Source organism: Streptomyces sp. NBC_00289, assembly GCF_041435115.1.
In the GTDB taxonomy this organism is placed as follows: Bacteria; Actinomycetota; Actinomycetes; order Streptomycetales; family Streptomycetaceae; genus Streptomyces.
The window spans coordinates 3,553,329-3,569,544 of the sequence record NZ_CP108046.1; the positions used below are offsets into that span (position 1 = coordinate 3,553,329).

Annotated in this window: 16 protein-coding genes; 3 read left to right on the plus strand and 13 right to left on the minus strand. The window is 68.3% G+C overall.

Annotated features, from left to right (window positions below):
* Positions 1-227: 227 nt before the first annotated feature.
* Positions 228-494, minus strand: a complete 267-nt coding sequence (locus OG985_RS16125) for a DUF4190 domain-containing protein (RefSeq protein WP_371669021.1) — start codon at positions 492-494, stop codon at positions 228-230.
* Positions 495-526: 32 nt separating this feature from the next.
* Positions 527-694 carry a hypothetical protein gene (locus OG985_RS16130; RefSeq protein ID WP_371669022.1) on the minus strand — a complete coding sequence of 56 codons (168 nt, stop codon included), beginning with the start codon at positions 692-694 and terminating at the stop codon, positions 527-529.
* A gap of 145 nt (positions 695-839) precedes the next feature.
* Here OG985_RS16130 and OG985_RS16135 point away from each other — a divergent pair, with 145 nt between their 5' ends.
* Complete coding sequence (locus OG985_RS16135) at positions 840-1,466, plus strand: TetR family transcriptional regulator (protein ID WP_371669023.1); 627 nt, start codon at positions 840-842, stop codon at positions 1,464-1,466.
* 194 nt (positions 1,467-1,660) lie between these two features.
* Here OG985_RS16135 and OG985_RS16140 read toward each other — a convergent pair whose 3' ends face one another.
* A complete protein-coding gene (locus OG985_RS16140) occupies positions 1,661-2,005 on the minus strand; it encodes a hypothetical protein (RefSeq protein ID WP_371669024.1) in 345 nt (114 codons plus the stop codon).
* 224 nt (positions 2,006-2,229) lie between these two features.
* Positions 2,230-3,090, minus strand: coding sequence for a thioesterase family protein (locus OG985_RS16145; RefSeq protein WP_371669025.1), 861 nt, complete (start codon positions 3,088-3,090; stop codon positions 2,230-2,232).
* Positions 3,091-3,214: 124 nt separating this feature from the next.
* Between OG985_RS16145 and OG985_RS16150 the strand changes: the two genes are divergently transcribed.
* Positions 3,215-4,444 (plus strand): alpha/beta hydrolase, encoded by a 1,230-nt coding sequence (locus OG985_RS16150; RefSeq protein ID WP_371669026.1) that lies wholly within the window; start codon positions 3,215-3,217, stop codon positions 4,442-4,444.
* On the opposite strand, the gene OG985_RS16155 is transcribed toward OG985_RS16150, so the two are convergent.
* The 7 genes from OG985_RS16155 to OG985_RS16185 all read right to left on the minus strand — a co-directional run bounded on the left by OG985_RS16155 (position 4,353) and on the right by OG985_RS16185 (position 12,942).
* A complete protein-coding gene (locus tag OG985_RS16155) occupies positions 4,353-5,009 on the minus strand; it encodes a trimeric intracellular cation channel family protein (protein WP_371669027.1) in 657 nt (218 codons plus the stop codon). The genes OG985_RS16150 and OG985_RS16155 overlap by 92 nt on opposite strands.
* A gap of 47 nt (positions 5,010-5,056) precedes the next feature.
* Positions 5,057-6,448 carry a M1 family metallopeptidase gene (locus OG985_RS16160; RefSeq protein ID WP_371669028.1) on the minus strand — a complete coding sequence of 464 codons (1,392 nt, stop codon included), beginning with the start codon at positions 6,446-6,448 and terminating at the stop codon, positions 5,057-5,059.
* A 109-nt stretch (positions 6,449-6,557) separates the two neighbouring features.
* The gene (locus OG985_RS16165; RefSeq protein WP_371669029.1) at positions 6,558-7,853 is read right to left on the minus strand and encodes an ABC transporter ATP-binding protein; all 1,296 of its coding nucleotides are present in this window, start codon (positions 7,851-7,853) and stop codon (positions 6,558-6,560) included.
* A gap of 14 nt (positions 7,854-7,867) precedes the next feature.
* Positions 7,868-8,965, minus strand: a complete 1,098-nt coding sequence (locus OG985_RS16170) for an ABC transporter ATP-binding protein (protein WP_371669030.1) — start codon at positions 8,963-8,965, stop codon at positions 7,868-7,870.
* Positions 8,962-9,960, minus strand: a complete 999-nt coding sequence (locus OG985_RS16175) for an ABC transporter permease (RefSeq protein ID WP_371669031.1) — start codon at positions 9,958-9,960, stop codon at positions 8,962-8,964. Before OG985_RS16175 ends, OG985_RS16170 begins: the two co-directional genes overlap by 4 nt.
* Before the next feature lie 110 nt (positions 9,961-10,070).
* The gene (locus tag OG985_RS16180) at positions 10,071-11,867 is read right to left on the minus strand and encodes an ABC transporter substrate-binding protein (protein ID WP_371669032.1); all 1,797 of its coding nucleotides are present in this window, start codon (positions 11,865-11,867) and stop codon (positions 10,071-10,073) included.
* A gap of 67 nt (positions 11,868-11,934) precedes the next feature.
* Positions 11,935-12,942: an ABC transporter permease gene (locus tag OG985_RS16185; protein ID WP_371669033.1), complete on the minus strand. Its 1,008-nt coding sequence runs from the start codon at positions 12,940-12,942 to the stop codon at positions 11,935-11,937.
* An 810-nt stretch (positions 12,943-13,752) separates the two neighbouring features.
* Here OG985_RS16185 and OG985_RS16190 point away from each other — a divergent pair.
* Positions 13,753-14,130 carry a hypothetical protein gene (locus OG985_RS16190; RefSeq protein ID WP_371669034.1) on the plus strand — a complete coding sequence of 126 codons (378 nt, stop codon included), beginning with the start codon at positions 13,753-13,755 and terminating at the stop codon, positions 14,128-14,130.
* Between the two features lie 276 nt (positions 14,131-14,406).
* On the opposite strand, the gene OG985_RS16195 is transcribed toward OG985_RS16190, so the two are convergent.
* Positions 14,407-15,207: an enhanced serine sensitivity protein SseB C-terminal domain-containing protein gene (locus tag OG985_RS16195; protein WP_371669035.1), complete on the minus strand. Its 801-nt coding sequence runs from the start codon at positions 15,205-15,207 to the stop codon at positions 14,407-14,409.
* Positions 15,208-15,354: 147 nt separating this feature from the next.
* Positions 15,355-16,146 (minus strand): enhanced serine sensitivity protein SseB, encoded by a 792-nt coding sequence (locus OG985_RS16200; protein ID WP_371669036.1) that lies wholly within the window; start codon positions 16,144-16,146, stop codon positions 15,355-15,357.
* Positions 16,147-16,216 lie beyond the last annotated feature (70 nt).

Sequence of the window (16,216 nt, forward strand, 5' to 3'; positions counted from 1 at the left end):
TGCCAGGCCCGCCCGGAAGACCGGCGGCTCTCGGTGCCAGGTCCGCCCGGAGCGTGGGTGCGACGGTGGTGCGGCTCGTCCCCGGCCGCGTACCGCCGTCTCGCACCTCGCGCGGCTCGTGCCCCGAGAAGGAGTCAGGCCTCGCGCGGTTCATGACCCTGGAAGGAGTCACGCCTTGCGCGGTTCATGACCCCGGAAGGAGTCACGCCTCGCGCGGCTCGGGTCTTTCACAGGCTCCACGAGATCGAGCCGTCCGTCTGCATGAAGGCCGCCAGGACCAGCAGGTCCGCCACGCCCAGGCCCAGACCCAGGTACGCGCGGCCGCGGCGGGCCGTGCCTCGCCACAGGGCCACACCGGCCAGCGCGATGGCCATCGGGCCGAGGAAGACGTTGAGCACGAGGAGGCCCAGCAGGCCGAGGACGAAGGACGCGACGGCCATGCCGTCGGCGTCGCGGGTACCGGTGCGGCTCGTGGCCGATGCGGTGAGTTGCATGTCAGTCAGCTCCCGACGAAGTGGGTCGACGTTCAGTGGGTCGAGGTGTGACGCCGGCGGCCGTGGCGCTCGCGGAGCGCGAAGATGCCGAGCCAGGCGGCGATGACGGCGGCGGCGACGACGGTGAAGGTGAGCGACGCGTGGGCGACGGTGCCCATCACGACGCCGAGCAGCAGAAGTGCGGCGACGAGGAACAGCATGGGATGAGATCCCCCTCCGAGATGCGTGCGAGATGCTTCTCGTTACGTTTGGGTGAACGGTTGTAGTAACACTTGTTCACTGACTCTGAAGTCTAGCGCGCCGCACGGCTTTTCAATTCCGGAGAACAGTTGTTAACTGCATGGCATGAGTCACACCCTCGGCATCCGGCAGGCCCAGAAGCAGAAGACCCGGCAGTCGCTCCTGGACGCGGCGTTGACGCTTCTGGAGGAGCAGAGTCTGAGCAGCCTGGGCCTGCGCGAGGTCACACGCGCCGTCGGGGTCGCCCCGACGGCCTTCTACCGGCACTTCCGTTCCACCGAGGACCTCGGCGTGGCCCTGGTCGAGGAGGCGCTGGGGAGTCTGCACCCGATGATCCGGACGACGGTGTCCACGGCGGGCGACAGCGGCGAACGCATCGCCCGTGCCATCGAGTTGATCGCCGGTCACGTGGACGCGTACCCCGCCCACGTCCGTTTCATCGCCCGCGAACGCCACGGCGGTGTCCAGTCGGTGCGCGAGGCCATCCGGGAGCAACTCACCCGGTTCGCCGAGGAGGTGAGGACCGAGCTCGCCAAGGACCCCGAGTCGGCCGGCTGGAACGACGACGACCTCCTCATGCTGGCCCACCTGTACGTGGATCAGATGCTGATCACGGCCTCACTGTTCCTGGAGACGCTGGAGGCCCCGGAGGAGCGGCGGGAGCAGGTCACGCGGCGCGCCACCCAGCAGATGCGGCTGATCAGCCTCGGCCGCAGCCACTGGCTCACCTGACGACCCCGGACCACGGCCGGGGCGTACGACACCCGGCACGCGACACAACGACGGGCACGTACGACCCCCGGCACGCGACACAACCACGGGCACGTACGACACCCGTCACGAGACACAACGACGGCGCGCCCGATCTCGAGCGCGCCGCCACCAGCCGTGGCCCACCAGCCGCACAGAACCCCGGAGTTCCCGGCTCAGCCCTGTTGGGCCTGCTGACTCCGGCCGCCGCCGGGCCCGCCGCCACAGCCGCCACCCTGACCTCCGCCGGGGCCGCCCTGTCCGCCGCCGGACCCACCGCTCGGCATGCCGGACGGCACACCGGACGGGGCGCCCGTCGGCGCTCCCGAGGGTGCCCCCGACGGCGCTCCGCCGGGCCGTCCCGAGGCGTTGCCGCTCGGCATGCCGGAGGGCGCCTGGCAGCTCTGCCCACCGGAGTTGCCGCTGGTCGAGGACGACGAGTCGTCCCCGCCGCAGGCCGTCAAAAGCAGCGGGGACAGTGCCAGCAGGGCGACGGCGGGGACGAGACGCGCACGCATCATGAGAAACAACTCCACATCGGATGAGGGGACCCTGAGGCGGGCACTCAACCAATGGCGCTTAGGGGTGACTTGGGGCCGCCCTGTCGGCCGGCTGTGCGTAAGGCAAAGCGCGGCTATACGCACCTCCCCGACCTGCGGGGGAACCACTCCCCCCACCCCTACTCACTGGTACAGCTCCGTGACACGAACCGCCGTCGACGGCGGACTGCCGGCGCGTACGGCGCTCAGCCGAGCCGGACCCGGGCCAGCTGCCTGGACTGCGCGACCAGTCGGTCCGCGCTGTCCCAGACCTCGGCGTCCTCCTCCAGGAAGCCGCCGGCGAGGTTGCGGGTGGTGATCGACACCCGCAGCGGGCCCGGCGCCGGGCGGCAGCGGACGTGGACGGTCAGCTCGACCGTGGGCACCCATCCGGTCAGGCCCAGCTCGAAGGCGGTCGGCGGCAGCGCGTCGACCGCGAGCAGCAGGGAGAGCGGGTCGGGGTCGCGGCCGTCGGCCAGCCCGAACCAGGCGCGCATCTCCCCCTTGCCGGAGGGAGAGCCGAGTGCCCAGCCCAGCGTCGACGGGTCGAGCTTGAGCATCAGCCGGTCGGTGATGGCGGAACTGCCGTCCACGGGGGCGGGCCCGTCCTCCGGGCCGAAGCACTGCTCCATGGGCGGGATCGCCGGCGGCCGGGCCGTCGTGCGGACGTCCTCGGGCAGCGCGTCCAGGTCGCCGTAGGAGGCGAGGACGCGGATGCGTTCGATCTCGCGGCCCTGGTCGTCGTACTGGAAGAGGGAGGCCTGGCCGGTAGACAGGGTCCGTCCGGTGCGGACGACGTCGGTGCGGACGACGGCCGGGCCTGGCTGGGACGCGGTCAGGTAGTGCGCCGAGACGGTGAACGGGTCGGAGTGCGGCAGGGCGTGCGCCAGAGCGCGGCCCAGGACGGCCAGCAGGTAGCCGCCGTTGACGGCGCTGATGATCGTCCAGCCGGCCGAGAGGTCGGTGTCGTAGACGCCGGGTTCGCGTGGGGTGACCGCGGTGTCCCGGTCGAACTCGCTGTCGCCGATCGTGGCACGGGTGACCGCCGCGGAGGCTGCTTCTGGCATGCCTGAACGCTACAACAAGAAAATACTAAGCGGTAGCTTTGCTTGGGTGAGGCCAGGGCAATATCTCGGTAAGTGTCCCTGCTCGTCCGTAAACCAGAGGCCCTGGCCCTGCCTCTGTAGGGACATGAGCCTCACCGGGACGCCGTTTCTCTACACCCTCGTCGCACTGGCCGTCGTCGCCCTGGTGCTGCCGTTCGCCGTGTGGTCACGGCTGCGGGGCCCCAGAACCCTGCGCGCCGCGGCCCGGGCGCTGATGCTGCTGTTCGCCCAGGGCACGGCGGTGGCGCTGGTGTTCGTGCTGGTCAACAACCAGAACAGCCTCTACGACAACTGGGCGGACCTCCTCGGCACGGGCAACCATGTGCAGGAGGCCGCGAACCTGGGGGCCGACGGCACCGGCGGCATCGCGCTGAGACGGCTGCCCAGGGTGGCGCAGCGGTTCACCCCGGCCGGCGGACCCGGTATGGGAGCGGCCGGCGGAGTGCGCGTCACCCAGCTCAGGGGCCGGGTGTCGGGTGTGAACGCCGAGGTGTACGTCTGGCTGCCGCCGCAGTACCGGGAGCCCGCCTACCGCCACCACAGGTTCCCGGTGGTGGAGCTGCTGCCGGGCTACCCCGGATCGGCGAAGGCGTGGTTCGGGTCGCTGAAGGCGCACGAGCAGTTGCTGCCGCTGATGCGCGACGGCCGGGTCGCCCCGTTCATCCTGGTCGCGCCGCGCACCAACCTGCTGGCCGGCGTGGACACGGGCTGCGCCAACATCCCGGCCACGGTGAACGCCGACAGCTGGCTCAGCATCGACGTGCCGCGGATGGTCATGGACAACTTCCGGGCCGAGGCCGCGCCGACGGGCTGGGCGGTCGCCGGGTACTCGGCGGGCGGACACTGCGCGACGAAGCTGGCCGTCGCCCACCCCGACCGGTACCGGGCCGCGATCAGCCTGTCCGGCTACAACGACCCGATCGGTGAACGCGCCTCGCTCGCCGCGCAGAACCCTGCCCTCCGGGACGGGAACAACCCCTACCTGCTGCTGCGGAAGGCGATCGTCCCGCCCCGGATCGCCCTCTACCTCTCCGGCCAGCCGCACGACGGCTACGAGGCGGGCGTGGCCCTCGAAGCGTCCGCGAAGGCGCCGACGACGGTGCATGTCGTGTACATCCCGAAGAGCGCGGGCGGTCACACCATGGCGCTGTGGCGGCCGCAGGTGGTCCCGGCCTTCCGCTGGCTGACCCAGGAGCTGGGCGAGCGCCCGGCCCCGCGCGGCGCTACTCCTCCCGTACCGTCGAGCGGCGGTTCCACGCGCGCGGCGCTCGCCAGTGGAACCGCATCGCGAGCAACCGCAGGGCGAAGGCGGTGACGACCGCGAGACCGCTGGTGAACGGGGTGAGGGCGTCGTACCGGATGCACAGCGCGACCAGGGTGGCGCCGACGATCGCCGGGACCGCGTACAGGTCGCGGTCCCAGCGCAGCAGGGAGGGCACCTCGTTGGCGAGCACGTCCCGCAGCACACCGCCGCCGACCGCGGTGGCGAGGCCGAGGGCGGCCGAGGCGGTGAGGTTGAGCCCGTAGTCGTACGCCTTCACCGTCCCGGTGACGCAGAACAGGCCGAGGCCGGCCGCGTCGAAGACGTTGACCGCGGCCTGGGTGCGCTCCACCTGCGGATGGAGGAAGAACACGAGCAGGGCGGCGAGCAGCGGGGTGATGAAGTACCCGAGGTCCGTGAAGGCGGCGGGTGGCACCGCTCCGATGATCAGGTCCCGGAAGAGCCCTCCGCCCAGCGCGGTGACCTCGGCGAGGACGGCGATGCCGAAGACGTCGAAGTTCTTGCGGACGGCCAGCAGCGCGCCTGAGATGGCGAACACGAAGATGCCGACGAGGTCGAGCGTGTGCTGGACGGAGGGACTGAACAGTTGCTGGAACACCCCTACATTCTTACCCAGGATCGGGTGTGCACCTTGCGATGCAAGGGTTAGAGGGCAGGTTTACCTGTGGTGAACAGCCAGGTCTGGAAGAGGTCGTCGAGCTGCCGTCCGGAGGTCTTCTCCGCGAGCCGGATGAAGTCGTCGGTGTCCGCGTTGCCGTAGCGGTGCAGTTTCGTCCAGGCGGGCAGGAGCCTGAAGAAGGCGGGGTCGCCGATGCGCTCGCGCAGTGCCTGGAGGGTCATCGCGCCGCGCTGGTAGACGGCGGAGGCGAACATGGTGTCGCGCTGTGGGTCGCCGACCGTGACCTGCCAGAAGGCGTTGTCGGCGGGGCGGGAGTTGTACCCGGCGAGGAACGAGTCGTGGGCCGAGCGGGTGCCCTTGTGCTCGGCCCACAGCCACTGCGCGTAGGTGGCGAAGCCCTCGTTGAGCCAGATGTCCCTCCAGTGCGCCACCGAGACGGAGTCGCCGAACCACTGGTGGGCCAGTTCGTGCACGATCGTCGTCTCGTTGCGCACCGCGGAGTAGACCGGCTTCGACTGCACCTCCAGCGAGAACCCGGCCTGCGGCATGTCGTCGACGATCGCCCCGGTCTCCTCGAACGGGTAGGGACCGAAGACCTGCGACCAGTAGTCGGTGGCCTCGGCCGTCACGGCGTACACGTCGACGTTGTTGCTGCCCGCGAGCACCGGGTCGACGGCGACGTAGATCGGCGTCCCGCCGGGGGTGGTGCCCGTCTTCACGTCGAACTTTCCGATGGTCGCGGTCGCCAGGTAGGTCGCCATCGGCTTGGTCTCGCGCCAGTGGGTGTACGTCGAACGGCCCTTGTCGTACGTCGATATCAGCCGTCCGTTGGAGACGGCGGTCAGACCCTTGGGCGCCTTGATCCGGATGTCGTAGGTGGCCTTGTCGGCGGGGTGGTCGCTGGACGGGAACCAGGTGGAGGCGGCGTTGGGTTCACAGGCGACGAAGACGCCGTCGGGGGTCTTCATCCAGCCGTAGTCGGAGCCGAAGACGATGGGGCCGCCGAGCGGCTCGGGGACTCCGCCGTAGGTGACGGTGACCGTGAAGGTCCGGCCCTTGCGCAGGGCGTCGCGCGGGGTGACGCGGATCTCGTCGCCGTCACGCGTGAAGTGGGCCCGTCTGCCGTTCACCTCGACCCTCGTGACCGTCAACTGTTGGAGGTCGAGGTCGAACGAGGACAGGCTCCGGGTGGCGCGAGCCGTGAGTGTCGTACGGCCGTCCAGACGGTCGGTGTCCGGGTTGTACGCCAGGTCCAGCGCGTAGTGGCGGGCGTCGAAGCCGCCGTTGCCGAGCCGGGGGAAATAGGGGTCACCGATGCCGTCGGCCCCGGGGGTGGGTGCGGAGGAGGCGGCGATGACGAAGAAAGAGGCCGTCGCGGTCGCGAGGGCCCCTAAGCGTGCCGAACGGGAGAGTTTCATGAGCCGTCCCTTCGAGCGTGTTCGTGTTGATCGGGTCGATCAGACGGACACGGCCGACTCTGCGCTCTCCCGTTCGGGCATGTGCATGACTTTACCAACTTGTCATGCGCTACTTGTCAGTTGACTCCTGGTCGGCTGCCGCCGGGGACTCCTGGTCGGCTGCCGTGGACTTCTCGTCCGCGGCTTCCGGCTCCTTGGAGACGGAGGTCGCGGCGGGCTCCACAGCCGCCTCCTCGCCGGTGGACACGGCCCCGACCTCGGCGGCCACCGCGGCCGACGTCTCCGCCGACTCCTCCAGCACCGCGTCCGGCACCAGCTCCGCCGCCTGCTTGGCCACGGAGAGGAGGACGGTCTCCTGCGGAGCCTGGTCCTCGAAGTTCTCCGGATGGTGGCAGGCGACCTGCTGACCGGGCTTCAGCTCCACAAGCGGCGGTTCGGTGGTCTTGCAGACCGCCGTCGCCTTCCAGCACCGGGTGTGGAAGCGGCAGCCGCTCGGCGGGGAGATCGGCGAGGGCACGTCACCCGTGAGCAGGATGCGCTCGCTCTTGGCCGCCCTGCGGCGCGGGTCAGGGATCGGAACCGCCGACATCAACGCCTTGGTGTACGGGTGCATCGGCGCCTTGTACAGGGACTCGCGGTCGGCCAGCTCGACGATCTTACCGAGATACATCACCGCGATCCGGTCCGAGACGTGCCGGACGACCGACAGGTCGTGCGCGATGATCACGTAGGTCAGACCCAGTTCCTGCTGGAGGTCGTCGAGAAGGTTGACGACCTGCGCCTGGATCGAGACGTCCAGAGCCGACACCGGCTCGTCCGCGACCACCAGCTTCGGGTTGAGCGCGAGCGCGCGGGCGATACCGATGCGCTGGCGCTGACCGCCGGAGAACTCGTGCGGGTAGCGGTTGTAGTGCTCGGGGTTGAGGCCCACGACCGACAGCAGCCGCTGCACTTCCTTCTTGACGCCGCCCTCGGGCGAGACGTTCTGCAGCTTGAAGGGAGCGCCGACGATCGTGCCGATGGTGTGACGGGGGTTCAGCGAGGAATACGGATCCTGGAAGATCATCTGCACGTCACGGCGCAGCGGGCGCATCCCGCTCACCCCGAGGTGCGTGATGTCCTTGCCCTCGAACTCCACCCGTCCGGCGGTCGGTTCGAGCAGTCTGGTGATGAGCCGGCCCATGGTCGACTTACCGCAGCCCGACTCGCCCACGACGCCCAGCGTCTCACCGGCCTTGACCTCGAAGTCGAGGCCGTCGACCGCGCGTACCGCGCCGACCTGCCGCTGGAGCAGGCCCTTCTTGATCGGGAAGTGCTTCTGCAGCCCGGTCACCTTCAGAAGCGTCTCGCCGGGGGCGGCGTCCTTGGTGAGGGTGGCACCGTGGCTCTGCGCAGGGATGGTCACCGCTTTGTCCTCGCTCACAGCTTCGGCGCAATCTCTTCGGTCCAGATACGCTCCCGCTGCTCCTGAGTCATGTGGCAGGCGGCCCAGTGCTGGCTGCCCACCTCGGACAACTCGGGGCGGACCGTGCGGGTGACGTTGTCCTTGGGGATGTCCGCGTACGGGCAGCGCGGGTTGAAGGCGCATCCCGACGGGATGTTGATCAGCGAGGGCGGTGAGCCCTTGACCGGGATCAGGCGCTCCTGCTGCTCGCGGTCCAGACGCGGCATCGAGCCGAGCAGACCCCAGGTGTAGGGGTGGCGGGGCTCGTAGAACACCTTCTCGGCCGGACCGCGCTCGACACAGCGGCCGCCGTACATCACCAGGATGTCGTCGGCCAACTCGGCGACGACGCCCAAGTCGTGGGTGATGATGATGACCGCGGAACCGAACTCCGTCTGCAGGTCCCGGATGAGGTCGAGGATCTGCGCCTGGACGGTCACGTCAAGGGCGGTCGTCGGCTCGTCCGCGATCAGCAGCTCGGGGTTGTTGACCAGCGACATCGCGATCATGGCGCGCTGGCGCATACCGCCGGAGAACTCGTGCGGATAGCTGTCGACCCGTTTGTCCGGCTGCGGGATGCCGACGCGGTCGAGCATTTCCACGGCACGGCGCTTCGCCGTCTTCTTGTCCACCTTGTTGTGGATCCGGTACGCCTCCACGATCTGCTGGCCGATCGTGTAGTACGGGTGCAGCGCGGACAGCGGGTCCTGGAAGATCATCGCCATGTCGCGGCCGCGCAGCTTGCGGACGTGGTCAGGGTCCGCGGTGAGCAGTTCGGTGCCGTCCAGCCAGATCTCGCCGGAGATCTGCGCCTTGCGCTTACCGTACTGGCCGGCCGTGTGCAGGCCCATGATGCCGAGCGAGGTCACCGACTTGCCGGAGCCCGACTCGCCCACGATGCCGAGGGTTTTACCCTTCTCCAACTGGAAGGTCAGCCCGTCGACGGACTTGACCACTCCGTCGTCGGTCGGGAAGTGCACCTTCAGGTCGCGCACTTCGAGGAAGGCGGTCGGTGTGGGGGAGATGCCGGTCGGCTCGCCCACGGCGGCTCCGCTCTTGCTGAGTTCGGTCATGCGAGCCTCACTCGGGGGTCGATCACGGCATACATGACGTCCACCAGGAGGTTGGCGACGAGCACCGCGACCGAGGTGATCAGGGTGACACCCAGGATGATGGGGAGGTCCTGGTTCTTGATGCCGGTGAGCACCGCCTGGCCGAGGCCGGGCAGGCTGAACGTGGTCTCGGTCAGGATCGCGCCGCCGATGAGTGCGCCGAGGTCCATGCCGAGCATGGTCAGGATGGGCGTCATCGTGGAGCGCATGGCGTGCTTGCCGATGACGACCGGCTCGTTGAGGCCCTTGGCACGGGCGGTGCGGATGTAGTCCTCGCCGAGGATCTCCAGCATGGTGGCGCGGGTGATCCGGGCGTACATCGCCGCGTACAGGAAGGCGAGCGTGATCCAGGGGAGGATCATGCCGCCGAGCCAGCCGGTGAGGCTGTCCTCGAGGGGAACGTACTCCCCGTTGATCCAGCCCAGCCCGTAGGAGAAGATCGCCAGGCTCAGCAGGCCGGTGAAGTAGATGGGCAGGGAAACGCCCGCCAGCGCGACGACCATCGCGCTGCGGTCCCACATGCTGCCCCGCTTGAGAGCGGAGAGCACACCCGCCGAGACACCCAGGAGCAACCACAGCAGAGCGGCACCGAGCGCGAGACCCAGGGTCACCGGGAAGCGGTCGGTCAGCACCGGCCAGACGGCCTGCTCGCTGCGGAAGGAGTAACCGAAGCAGGGGGCGGCACAGTGTGTGACGTCACCGCCGGCCGCGTAGGTGCGACCCGCGAAGATGCCCTTGAAGAACTCCCACACCTGCGCGTAGATCGGGTCGCTGAGACCCAGCTTCACCCGCACGGCCTCGACGGCCGCGGGGTCGGCCTGCTTGCCCACGAAACTCGTGGCCACGTCGACGCCCGCCCACTTGGGGACGAGGAAGAAGATGCCGAAGACCACCATGATGATGACCACGAGCATCACTGCGGCGGCGAACAGCCGCCTGATGAGGTAAGCGAGCACAGCTCTCGGCCCGCTGCGGATCGCGGACCACCGGAGGTCTTCCGGTGGTCCGCGATCACGCTGCGCCGGCCTTCACCTGCCTTTCGTGCCGTTCGGCGGGTGTGCCGGGTTTACTTCGCGGACTTCAGACCGAGGTTGACGAAGTCGTACATGCCGCTGTAGCCGTCGGACGTGTAGACGTTCGCCAGGTTGCTGGAGCGCCAGTTGATGAACTTCTCGAAGACGAAGGGCAGGTAGTAACCGCCGTCCATCACCGCGTGGTTGATGTCCTTGGCGATCTGGGTCTTGCCCGCGTCGTCCTGCGTCTTGACGTAGGTGTCGAACAGCCCGTCGATCTTCTTGTCGTCGATCAGGGCGTAGTTGTTGTTACCGCTCTGCAGGATGTACTTGCTGTCCCACAGCGGCAGACCGAAGCCCTGGACGGAACCGAAGTCCGCGCCCCAGCCCATGATGATGATGCCGTAGCCCTTCTTCTTCACGTTCGAAGGGCTGCCGATGATGCCGGAGGTCTGCGAACCGTCGTACTGGTCGATGCTGACCTTGATGCCGACCTTCTTCAGCGATGCCTGAAGCGACTCGGCAGTGGCGACCTCGACCGGCTTGTTGTTGCGCACGGCGATGGTGGTGGAGAAGCCGTTCGGCTTGCCGCAGGCCTTCAGCGCGGCCTTGGCCTTGGCGATGTTGCCGTTCTTGTCGGCACCGTTCAGGTTGTACGGGTCGTAGCTCTGACCCTCGGCACCCGGGACGGTCGGGGGCAGCATGTTGGTGCCGATGTCACCACCGGCGACCGGGCCACCGCGCGCGGTCTGCAGCGACACGTGGTCGGCGCCGTAGATCACGGCCTTGCGGCACTCGATGTTGTCGAACGGCTTGACGCTCTGCGGGAAGACCGCGTAACGGACGTAGCCGGAGACCGGGTTGTCCAGGTTGCCCTTGTGCTGCTGAAGGGCGGTGGTGCGGCCCTGCGGCGACATGCCGGTCTGGTTGATGTCCAGGTCGTAGTCACCGGCGACCAGACGCGCGTCCAGGTCGTTGGCGTTCGAGAAGAACTTGACCGTGATCTTGTCCGGGTACGCCTTGCGAACCGGGTCCGAGGACTGCTTCCACTCGGGGTTGCGGACCAGCGTCAGGTCCTTGCCGGGGCTGTACGACTCGAACTTGTACGGGCCGGAGGAGAAGGGGTGCAGCGTGTACTTGGCCTTGGTGTCCTTGTCCTGACGGACCGGGGAGGCCGAGACCAGCGCGAGGATCTCCTCGAAGTCCGAGTTGGCCTCGGGCAGGTGGAAGACGATCGTCTTGTCGTTGGGCGTGTCGATCGCCTTCAGACCCAGCTTGTCCTTCGACGTGTCCTTGTACGGGCCCTTGTACGTGCCCTTGGGGTCGAGGACCTCCTTGAGGTACGTCGGACCGCCCGACAGCACATCCTGCGCCCACACGCGCTCGATGCCGTACTTGATGTCCTTGGAGGTTATCTCCTTGCCGTCCTCCCACGTCACGCCGTCACGCAGCGTGTACGTGTAGGTCTTGCCGTCGTCCGTGACCTTGGCGAGACCGGTGGCGAGGTCCGGAGTCAGCTCGGCGCCGGCCTTGCCGGGCTCCGTCTTGTTCGTGACGAGCTGGCGGCTGTAGTAGCGCGCGAAGTTCCACATGAAGCCGTAGTAGCCACGCGTGGTGTCCCAGAAGTCGGCGTCCTGGGCGCCCGCGAACTTCAGCGTGCCGCCCTTCTTGGCCAGGGATGCCTGAGCGACCTTGTTGTTCGCGGCGTCGAAACCAGCGGCGCCGGTCTTCGAACCACCGTTGTCGTCGCTGCCGCCACCGCCGCACGCCGCTGTGGTCAGCAGCGCGGCGACAGCGGCGACAGCGGCCACGGCCTGCTTACGCCGCCCTGAGGTGCGTTGGGTAGTCACGATCTCGGATCCTCCGGATTTGATGAGAGACCCCGTGTAGAGCCACGGGACGCTTGTGTACGGCAGTTCAGCGGGAGCCCTTCGGATCCAGCGCGTCACGCACGCCGTCACCGAAGAGGTTGAAGGCAAGAACGGTGATGAAGATCGCTACACCCGGGATCACCATGTACGTGGGGTCCGACTTGTAGTAGTCGATCGCGTTCGAGAGCATCTGCCCCCAGGAGGCCGTGGGCGGTTTGACGCCCACGCCCAGGAAGCTGAGTGCCGCCTCGGTGAGGATGTTGGTGGGGATCATCATCGTCGTGTAGACGATGATCGGCGCGACCAGGTTGGGCAGCAGTTCCTTGAACAGGATGTAGAGCCGCCCGGCGCCGAGCGACCGTGCCGCCTCGACATACTCCCGTTCGCGCAGCGAAAGCGTCTGACCGCGCACCACGCGTCCGATGTAGGGCCAGCCGAAGAAACCGATGACCAGGATCATCACGAACAGGCGCACGCCCGTGCCCGACAGCCCCAGCATCTCGCTCGGCATGACGGAGACCAGCGCGATGATGAACAGCAGTTGCGGGAAGGCCAGCAGACCGTCCATGACACGGCTGATGGCCGCGTCGACCCAGCCGCCGAAGAAGCCGGCCAGGATACCGAGGATGGTGCCGAGGATGACTGCGACGATGGCTGACAGGAAGCCGACCAGAAGCGAGATCTGGGCTCCGTAGAGGATGCGCGCGAAGATGTCGCGGCCGTTGACCGGCTCCACGCCGAGCAGATGGTCTCCGCTCATGCCGCCGAAGGACCCCCTGGGCGTGCCGAACAGGGGGTCGATCAGGTTCTCGTGGTAGGCGTCAGGGTCCTGCCCGAGCAGGTTGGTGATCACGGGCGCGAGTAGCGCGACCACGATGAGGACGAGTACGACGACGCCACCCGTGAGAGCGAGTTTGTCCCGCTTCAGGCGCTCCCAGGCGATCCGTCCCAGGGAACGTCCCTGTACGGCCTTCGCGTCGGAGCTCAGTACCGCCGCTTCCTCGACCGCGCTCGGGGCCGCTTCCGCGGTCGGCTCGTGCAATGGTGCCGTCATCTGGCAGGGACCCCTCTCAACCGGCGGTAGCCGGCCCACACTTGCCGCTGTAGCGGCATGATCAGTCCTCGTACACAGGGGGGTGAACCCCCCTGATGCGGGAGTCTTCAACGCTTTGGCGATCTGTAGCCAGACTTGGCGGCGAAAGGATGCGCAAACGTGATGCGTTCCTAGGTGTTCCGTTATCCGGACAGTGGGTAACGAGGGTCGGACGCGTATAAATCGGACAGAAGGTGCAGAAATGCATTTCCTGGCGTTATCTACGCGCGAAGATGAGCGTCCAATCCCGGTTCCCGCCATTGCGGGCGGAAGTCGGTTTTCGGCCAGTATCCGCCGCGACTGACAAGTAACCGTACCCGGCCACCGGTGTCCGAGCCCGAGCGGCATAAGCCTCACGGCCGTCGAAGGGGCGGGCCGGGTGTCGTGCCCATCCAGGCGACGGGCGGCGGACAGCACCCCGGCCGGCCACCTGAACCCCCAGCGCATGGGTGTACCTGGCCGACGCCGGCCCGTGCGCGCCAAAACGGCCGGAATTCGGCGACGTGGCAAGAAAGGCGGGCATGGGCGCCGGGCAATCCATGACATTGCCCATCAGAAGACTTCATCACAACATATGGCCTGCATAGACCGGAAAAACAACTAAACATCGAAGTCGAATTCGCAGTCCGACGTTCTCCAGTGCGCGGCGACTCTGACCGGCATCCAGGCAGGGCTTGATCACCGGCGAAACGCCAAGTAAATTGAGCCGACCAATCGATCATGTGATCGAATAGATAACTGGGGGTCTCCTTGCGAAAGTCCGTCACTCGAATGCTTCTGGGCGGCACGTGTGCCGTGCTCCTCACCGTCGGTGCCGCCGGTGCCGCACAAGCAGGAACCTCCAGCGGCACGGTCGCCACCGTCACGAACAGCAGCGGAAGGCAGGTGGGCGAGCTCACCTTCGTCGATGACGGAGATGACTTCTACGTTTGGGACGAGTACGCCGACGGACACGGTGTGCGCGGGGAAATCCACTACGCAGGCACGAAGTTGGCCTCCGCCTACGACGGTACCGGGGCCGACGGCACCATCGCTCACTTCCATTACGACATCACGCCGGGCACGACCTACTTCGTCGAGGTCTGCACTGTCGACGGAGCCAATGACACCACTCCCGTGGCATGCGGAACGGGGACCGTCACGGAGTAGCCGGAATGGATGGCTGCTTATCGGTGGCCACGGCAGGCGCCCCCTCACCCTGTGGGAGTGAGGGGGCGCCTGCCGTTGAGGTCGACGGCTGTTGTTTCCGCACCTCGCTGAGGTCCCTTTCCCGTCGGCGGATCACGGCTCAGCAGCGCGGAAAACGACGTCGATGCCGCCGGAGAAGCTCTGCCGGAGGTTCGTTCAGGCCTGGTTGCGCTTCTGCGTTCCGGTTATCCCGGACCGGAGCCGACAGGGCTCTCCCGCACAGCTTCGGCACGAGGTTCAGTAATTGACGCCGTGCGCCGGCGGGTATCCGTACCCGGCGGCCGGCGCCTGGGCCGGAGCGGCGTGGGCCTCCCGGTCGTAGAAGGGACGGGCGCTCGCCCGCATCCACATCGCGACCGGGTCGTACTCGTCGGACATCGCCACCGTCGACACCGGCAGCCCGTCCGGGACTGCACCGATGGACTGCTGCATCATCGCCCGCACCGAGTCCACCGCGGGCGGGCTGGTGTCGTACACGTCCAGGCCGATGGCGAGGTACGGCGACCCGAGCGCCGGCTGCACCCAGGCTCGCCGGAGCGCGCGGACGGCGGGGGTGCGGTGGGCGTTCTGCGCGAGCAGGGCGTAGAACTGCGGGATCTCGATCCCCGGCTCGGACAGCCGGAGCGGCCCGGCGGGCTGGCGCTCCAGGCCGGTCGTGATCCGGCGCAGATCCAGCCAGGGGATGCCGAGTCCGCCGCCGGGGGCGTGCGGGTTCAGCCAGAGGCCGTAGTGGTCGGGGTAGAGGGTGCGGGCCACGTCGAGGCCGTCGACCACTTCGTACGACCGGTTCCAGCCGCTGGCCGACAACTCCTGGGCGGAGGTGACGCACGGGGCGTACCCGTGGCCGTCGACCTCCATGTTTCCGTACTGGGCGTCGGGGGATCCGGCCTGGCCGTGCCAGAGCAGCATCCAGACCTGGCCGGAGGAGGGGGTTGCGAGGGCGCGCAGCAGCGCCTCGTAGGCGTCGTAACGCCCGGGCGTCACTTGGCGCAGCATGTGCTCGACCTGTCCGGCCGCGGCGGTGCCGCTCGCGCTCACCTGTTACCGCCCCTTCGGAAGACTCCGGATATGAAACCAGCTTAGGCGGCCCGGCCGACAGCGACCGCCCAGGAGCACGCGGCTCGTTGCCGTTCCGCGACCGCCGTTCACGACCGCCGTTCCGCCCGCGGTCTCTTCGGGCGCGCTCTAGGGACCGTACTGATAGAAGGGGCGGACGTGCCCGCGCAGCCATTCGGCCACCGGGTCCTGGGTCACGTCCATCAGGACCAGATTGACCGGCCAGCCCACCGGGAACCGGTCCAGGGCCCGGCCGAGGGCCTCCAGCGGCAGGGCCCTCGGATCGCCCTCCCACTGGGACAGTTCGACGCCGACGAACATCACCGGGTCGGCCGTCTCGATCGCGGCGAGGCAGCGGCGGGCGGTGCGGACGACGCCGGTCCCGGCGAACTCGGCCGACGCGGCGGCCAGGAAGTCCACCGGGTCGTCCTGCCAGTCGGGTTCGAAGAGCCGGACCCGGCCGCCGCTCGACGGGCCGTCCAGCGGGGTCCGCCCGACACGGCACAGCTCGGCCACGGCGGACGGCGGCAGCGGCACGCCGACCGTGCCGTCCGGGTTGACGGCGATGCCCACCTGCGGCGGCAGGCCGCGCGCGAACTCCACGGCGGGCGCGATCGTGTACGACAGGTGCGAGCCGACGACCTGCCGGAACTGCTCCTCGGAGCTGAAGACCGGCACGTACGTCTGGCCCTCGATCTCCAGGGTCGGCAGGTCGAGCGGGCCGCTGTGCGGACCGCCCCCGCCGGGCAGCGGCACCCAGACGAAACTGCGCCCGAGCACCTCGATGATCCGTCCCCCGGCCGCGGGCATGCCGAGGGCGGCGGAGAGCACCTCCTCCAGCTCGTTGCCGGGCCATCCGCCGTGCGGATGGGGGTGTGCCTGCGCCGGAAAGTCCGCGGGGAGATCCGCTGGGAAGTCCATCTCTGTCTGACCGCCTGCTGAGAACCGCTGGTGTGGCTGGAAAGGCTATCGGGTGGGGGCGGACGGCGGG

Excerpts from the sequence above, each read along its gene's own strand:
- OG985_RS16145 (WP_371669025.1), bottom strand. The coding sequence starts at position 3,090 with ATGCCAGAAGCAGCCTCCGCGGCGGTCACCCGTGCCACGATCGGCGAC.
- OG985_RS16160 (WP_371669028.1), bottom strand. The coding sequence starts at position 6,448 with ATGAAACTCTCCCGTTCGGCACGCTTAGGGGCCCTCGCGACCGCGACG.
- OG985_RS16125 (WP_371669021.1), bottom strand. The coding sequence starts at position 494 with ATGCAACTCACCGCATCGGCCACGAGCCGCACCGGTACCCGCGACGCC.
- OG985_RS16185 (WP_371669033.1), bottom strand. The coding sequence starts at position 12,942 with ATGACGGCACCATTGCACGAGCCGACCGCGGAAGCGGCCCCGAGCGCG.
- OG985_RS16135 (WP_371669023.1), top strand. The coding sequence starts at position 840 with ATGAGTCACACCCTCGGCATCCGGCAGGCCCAGAAGCAGAAGACCCGG.
- OG985_RS16170 (WP_371669030.1), bottom strand. The coding sequence starts at position 8,965 with ATGACCGAACTCAGCAAGAGCGGAGCCGCCGTGGGCGAGCCGACCGGC.
- OG985_RS16190 (WP_371669034.1), top strand. The coding sequence starts at position 13,753 with ATGCTTCTGGGCGGCACGTGTGCCGTGCTCCTCACCGTCGGTGCCGCC.
- OG985_RS16140 (WP_371669024.1), bottom strand. The coding sequence starts at position 2,005 with ATGATGCGTGCGCGTCTCGTCCCCGCCGTCGCCCTGCTGGCACTGTCC.
- OG985_RS16200 (WP_371669036.1), bottom strand. The coding sequence starts at position 16,146 with ATGGACTTCCCAGCGGATCTCCCCGCGGACTTTCCGGCGCAGGCACAC.
- OG985_RS16150 (WP_371669026.1), top strand. The coding sequence starts at position 3,215 with ATGAGCCTCACCGGGACGCCGTTTCTCTACACCCTCGTCGCACTGGCC.
- OG985_RS16130 (WP_371669022.1), bottom strand. The coding sequence starts at position 694 with ATGCTGTTCCTCGTCGCCGCACTTCTGCTGCTCGGCGTCGTGATGGGC.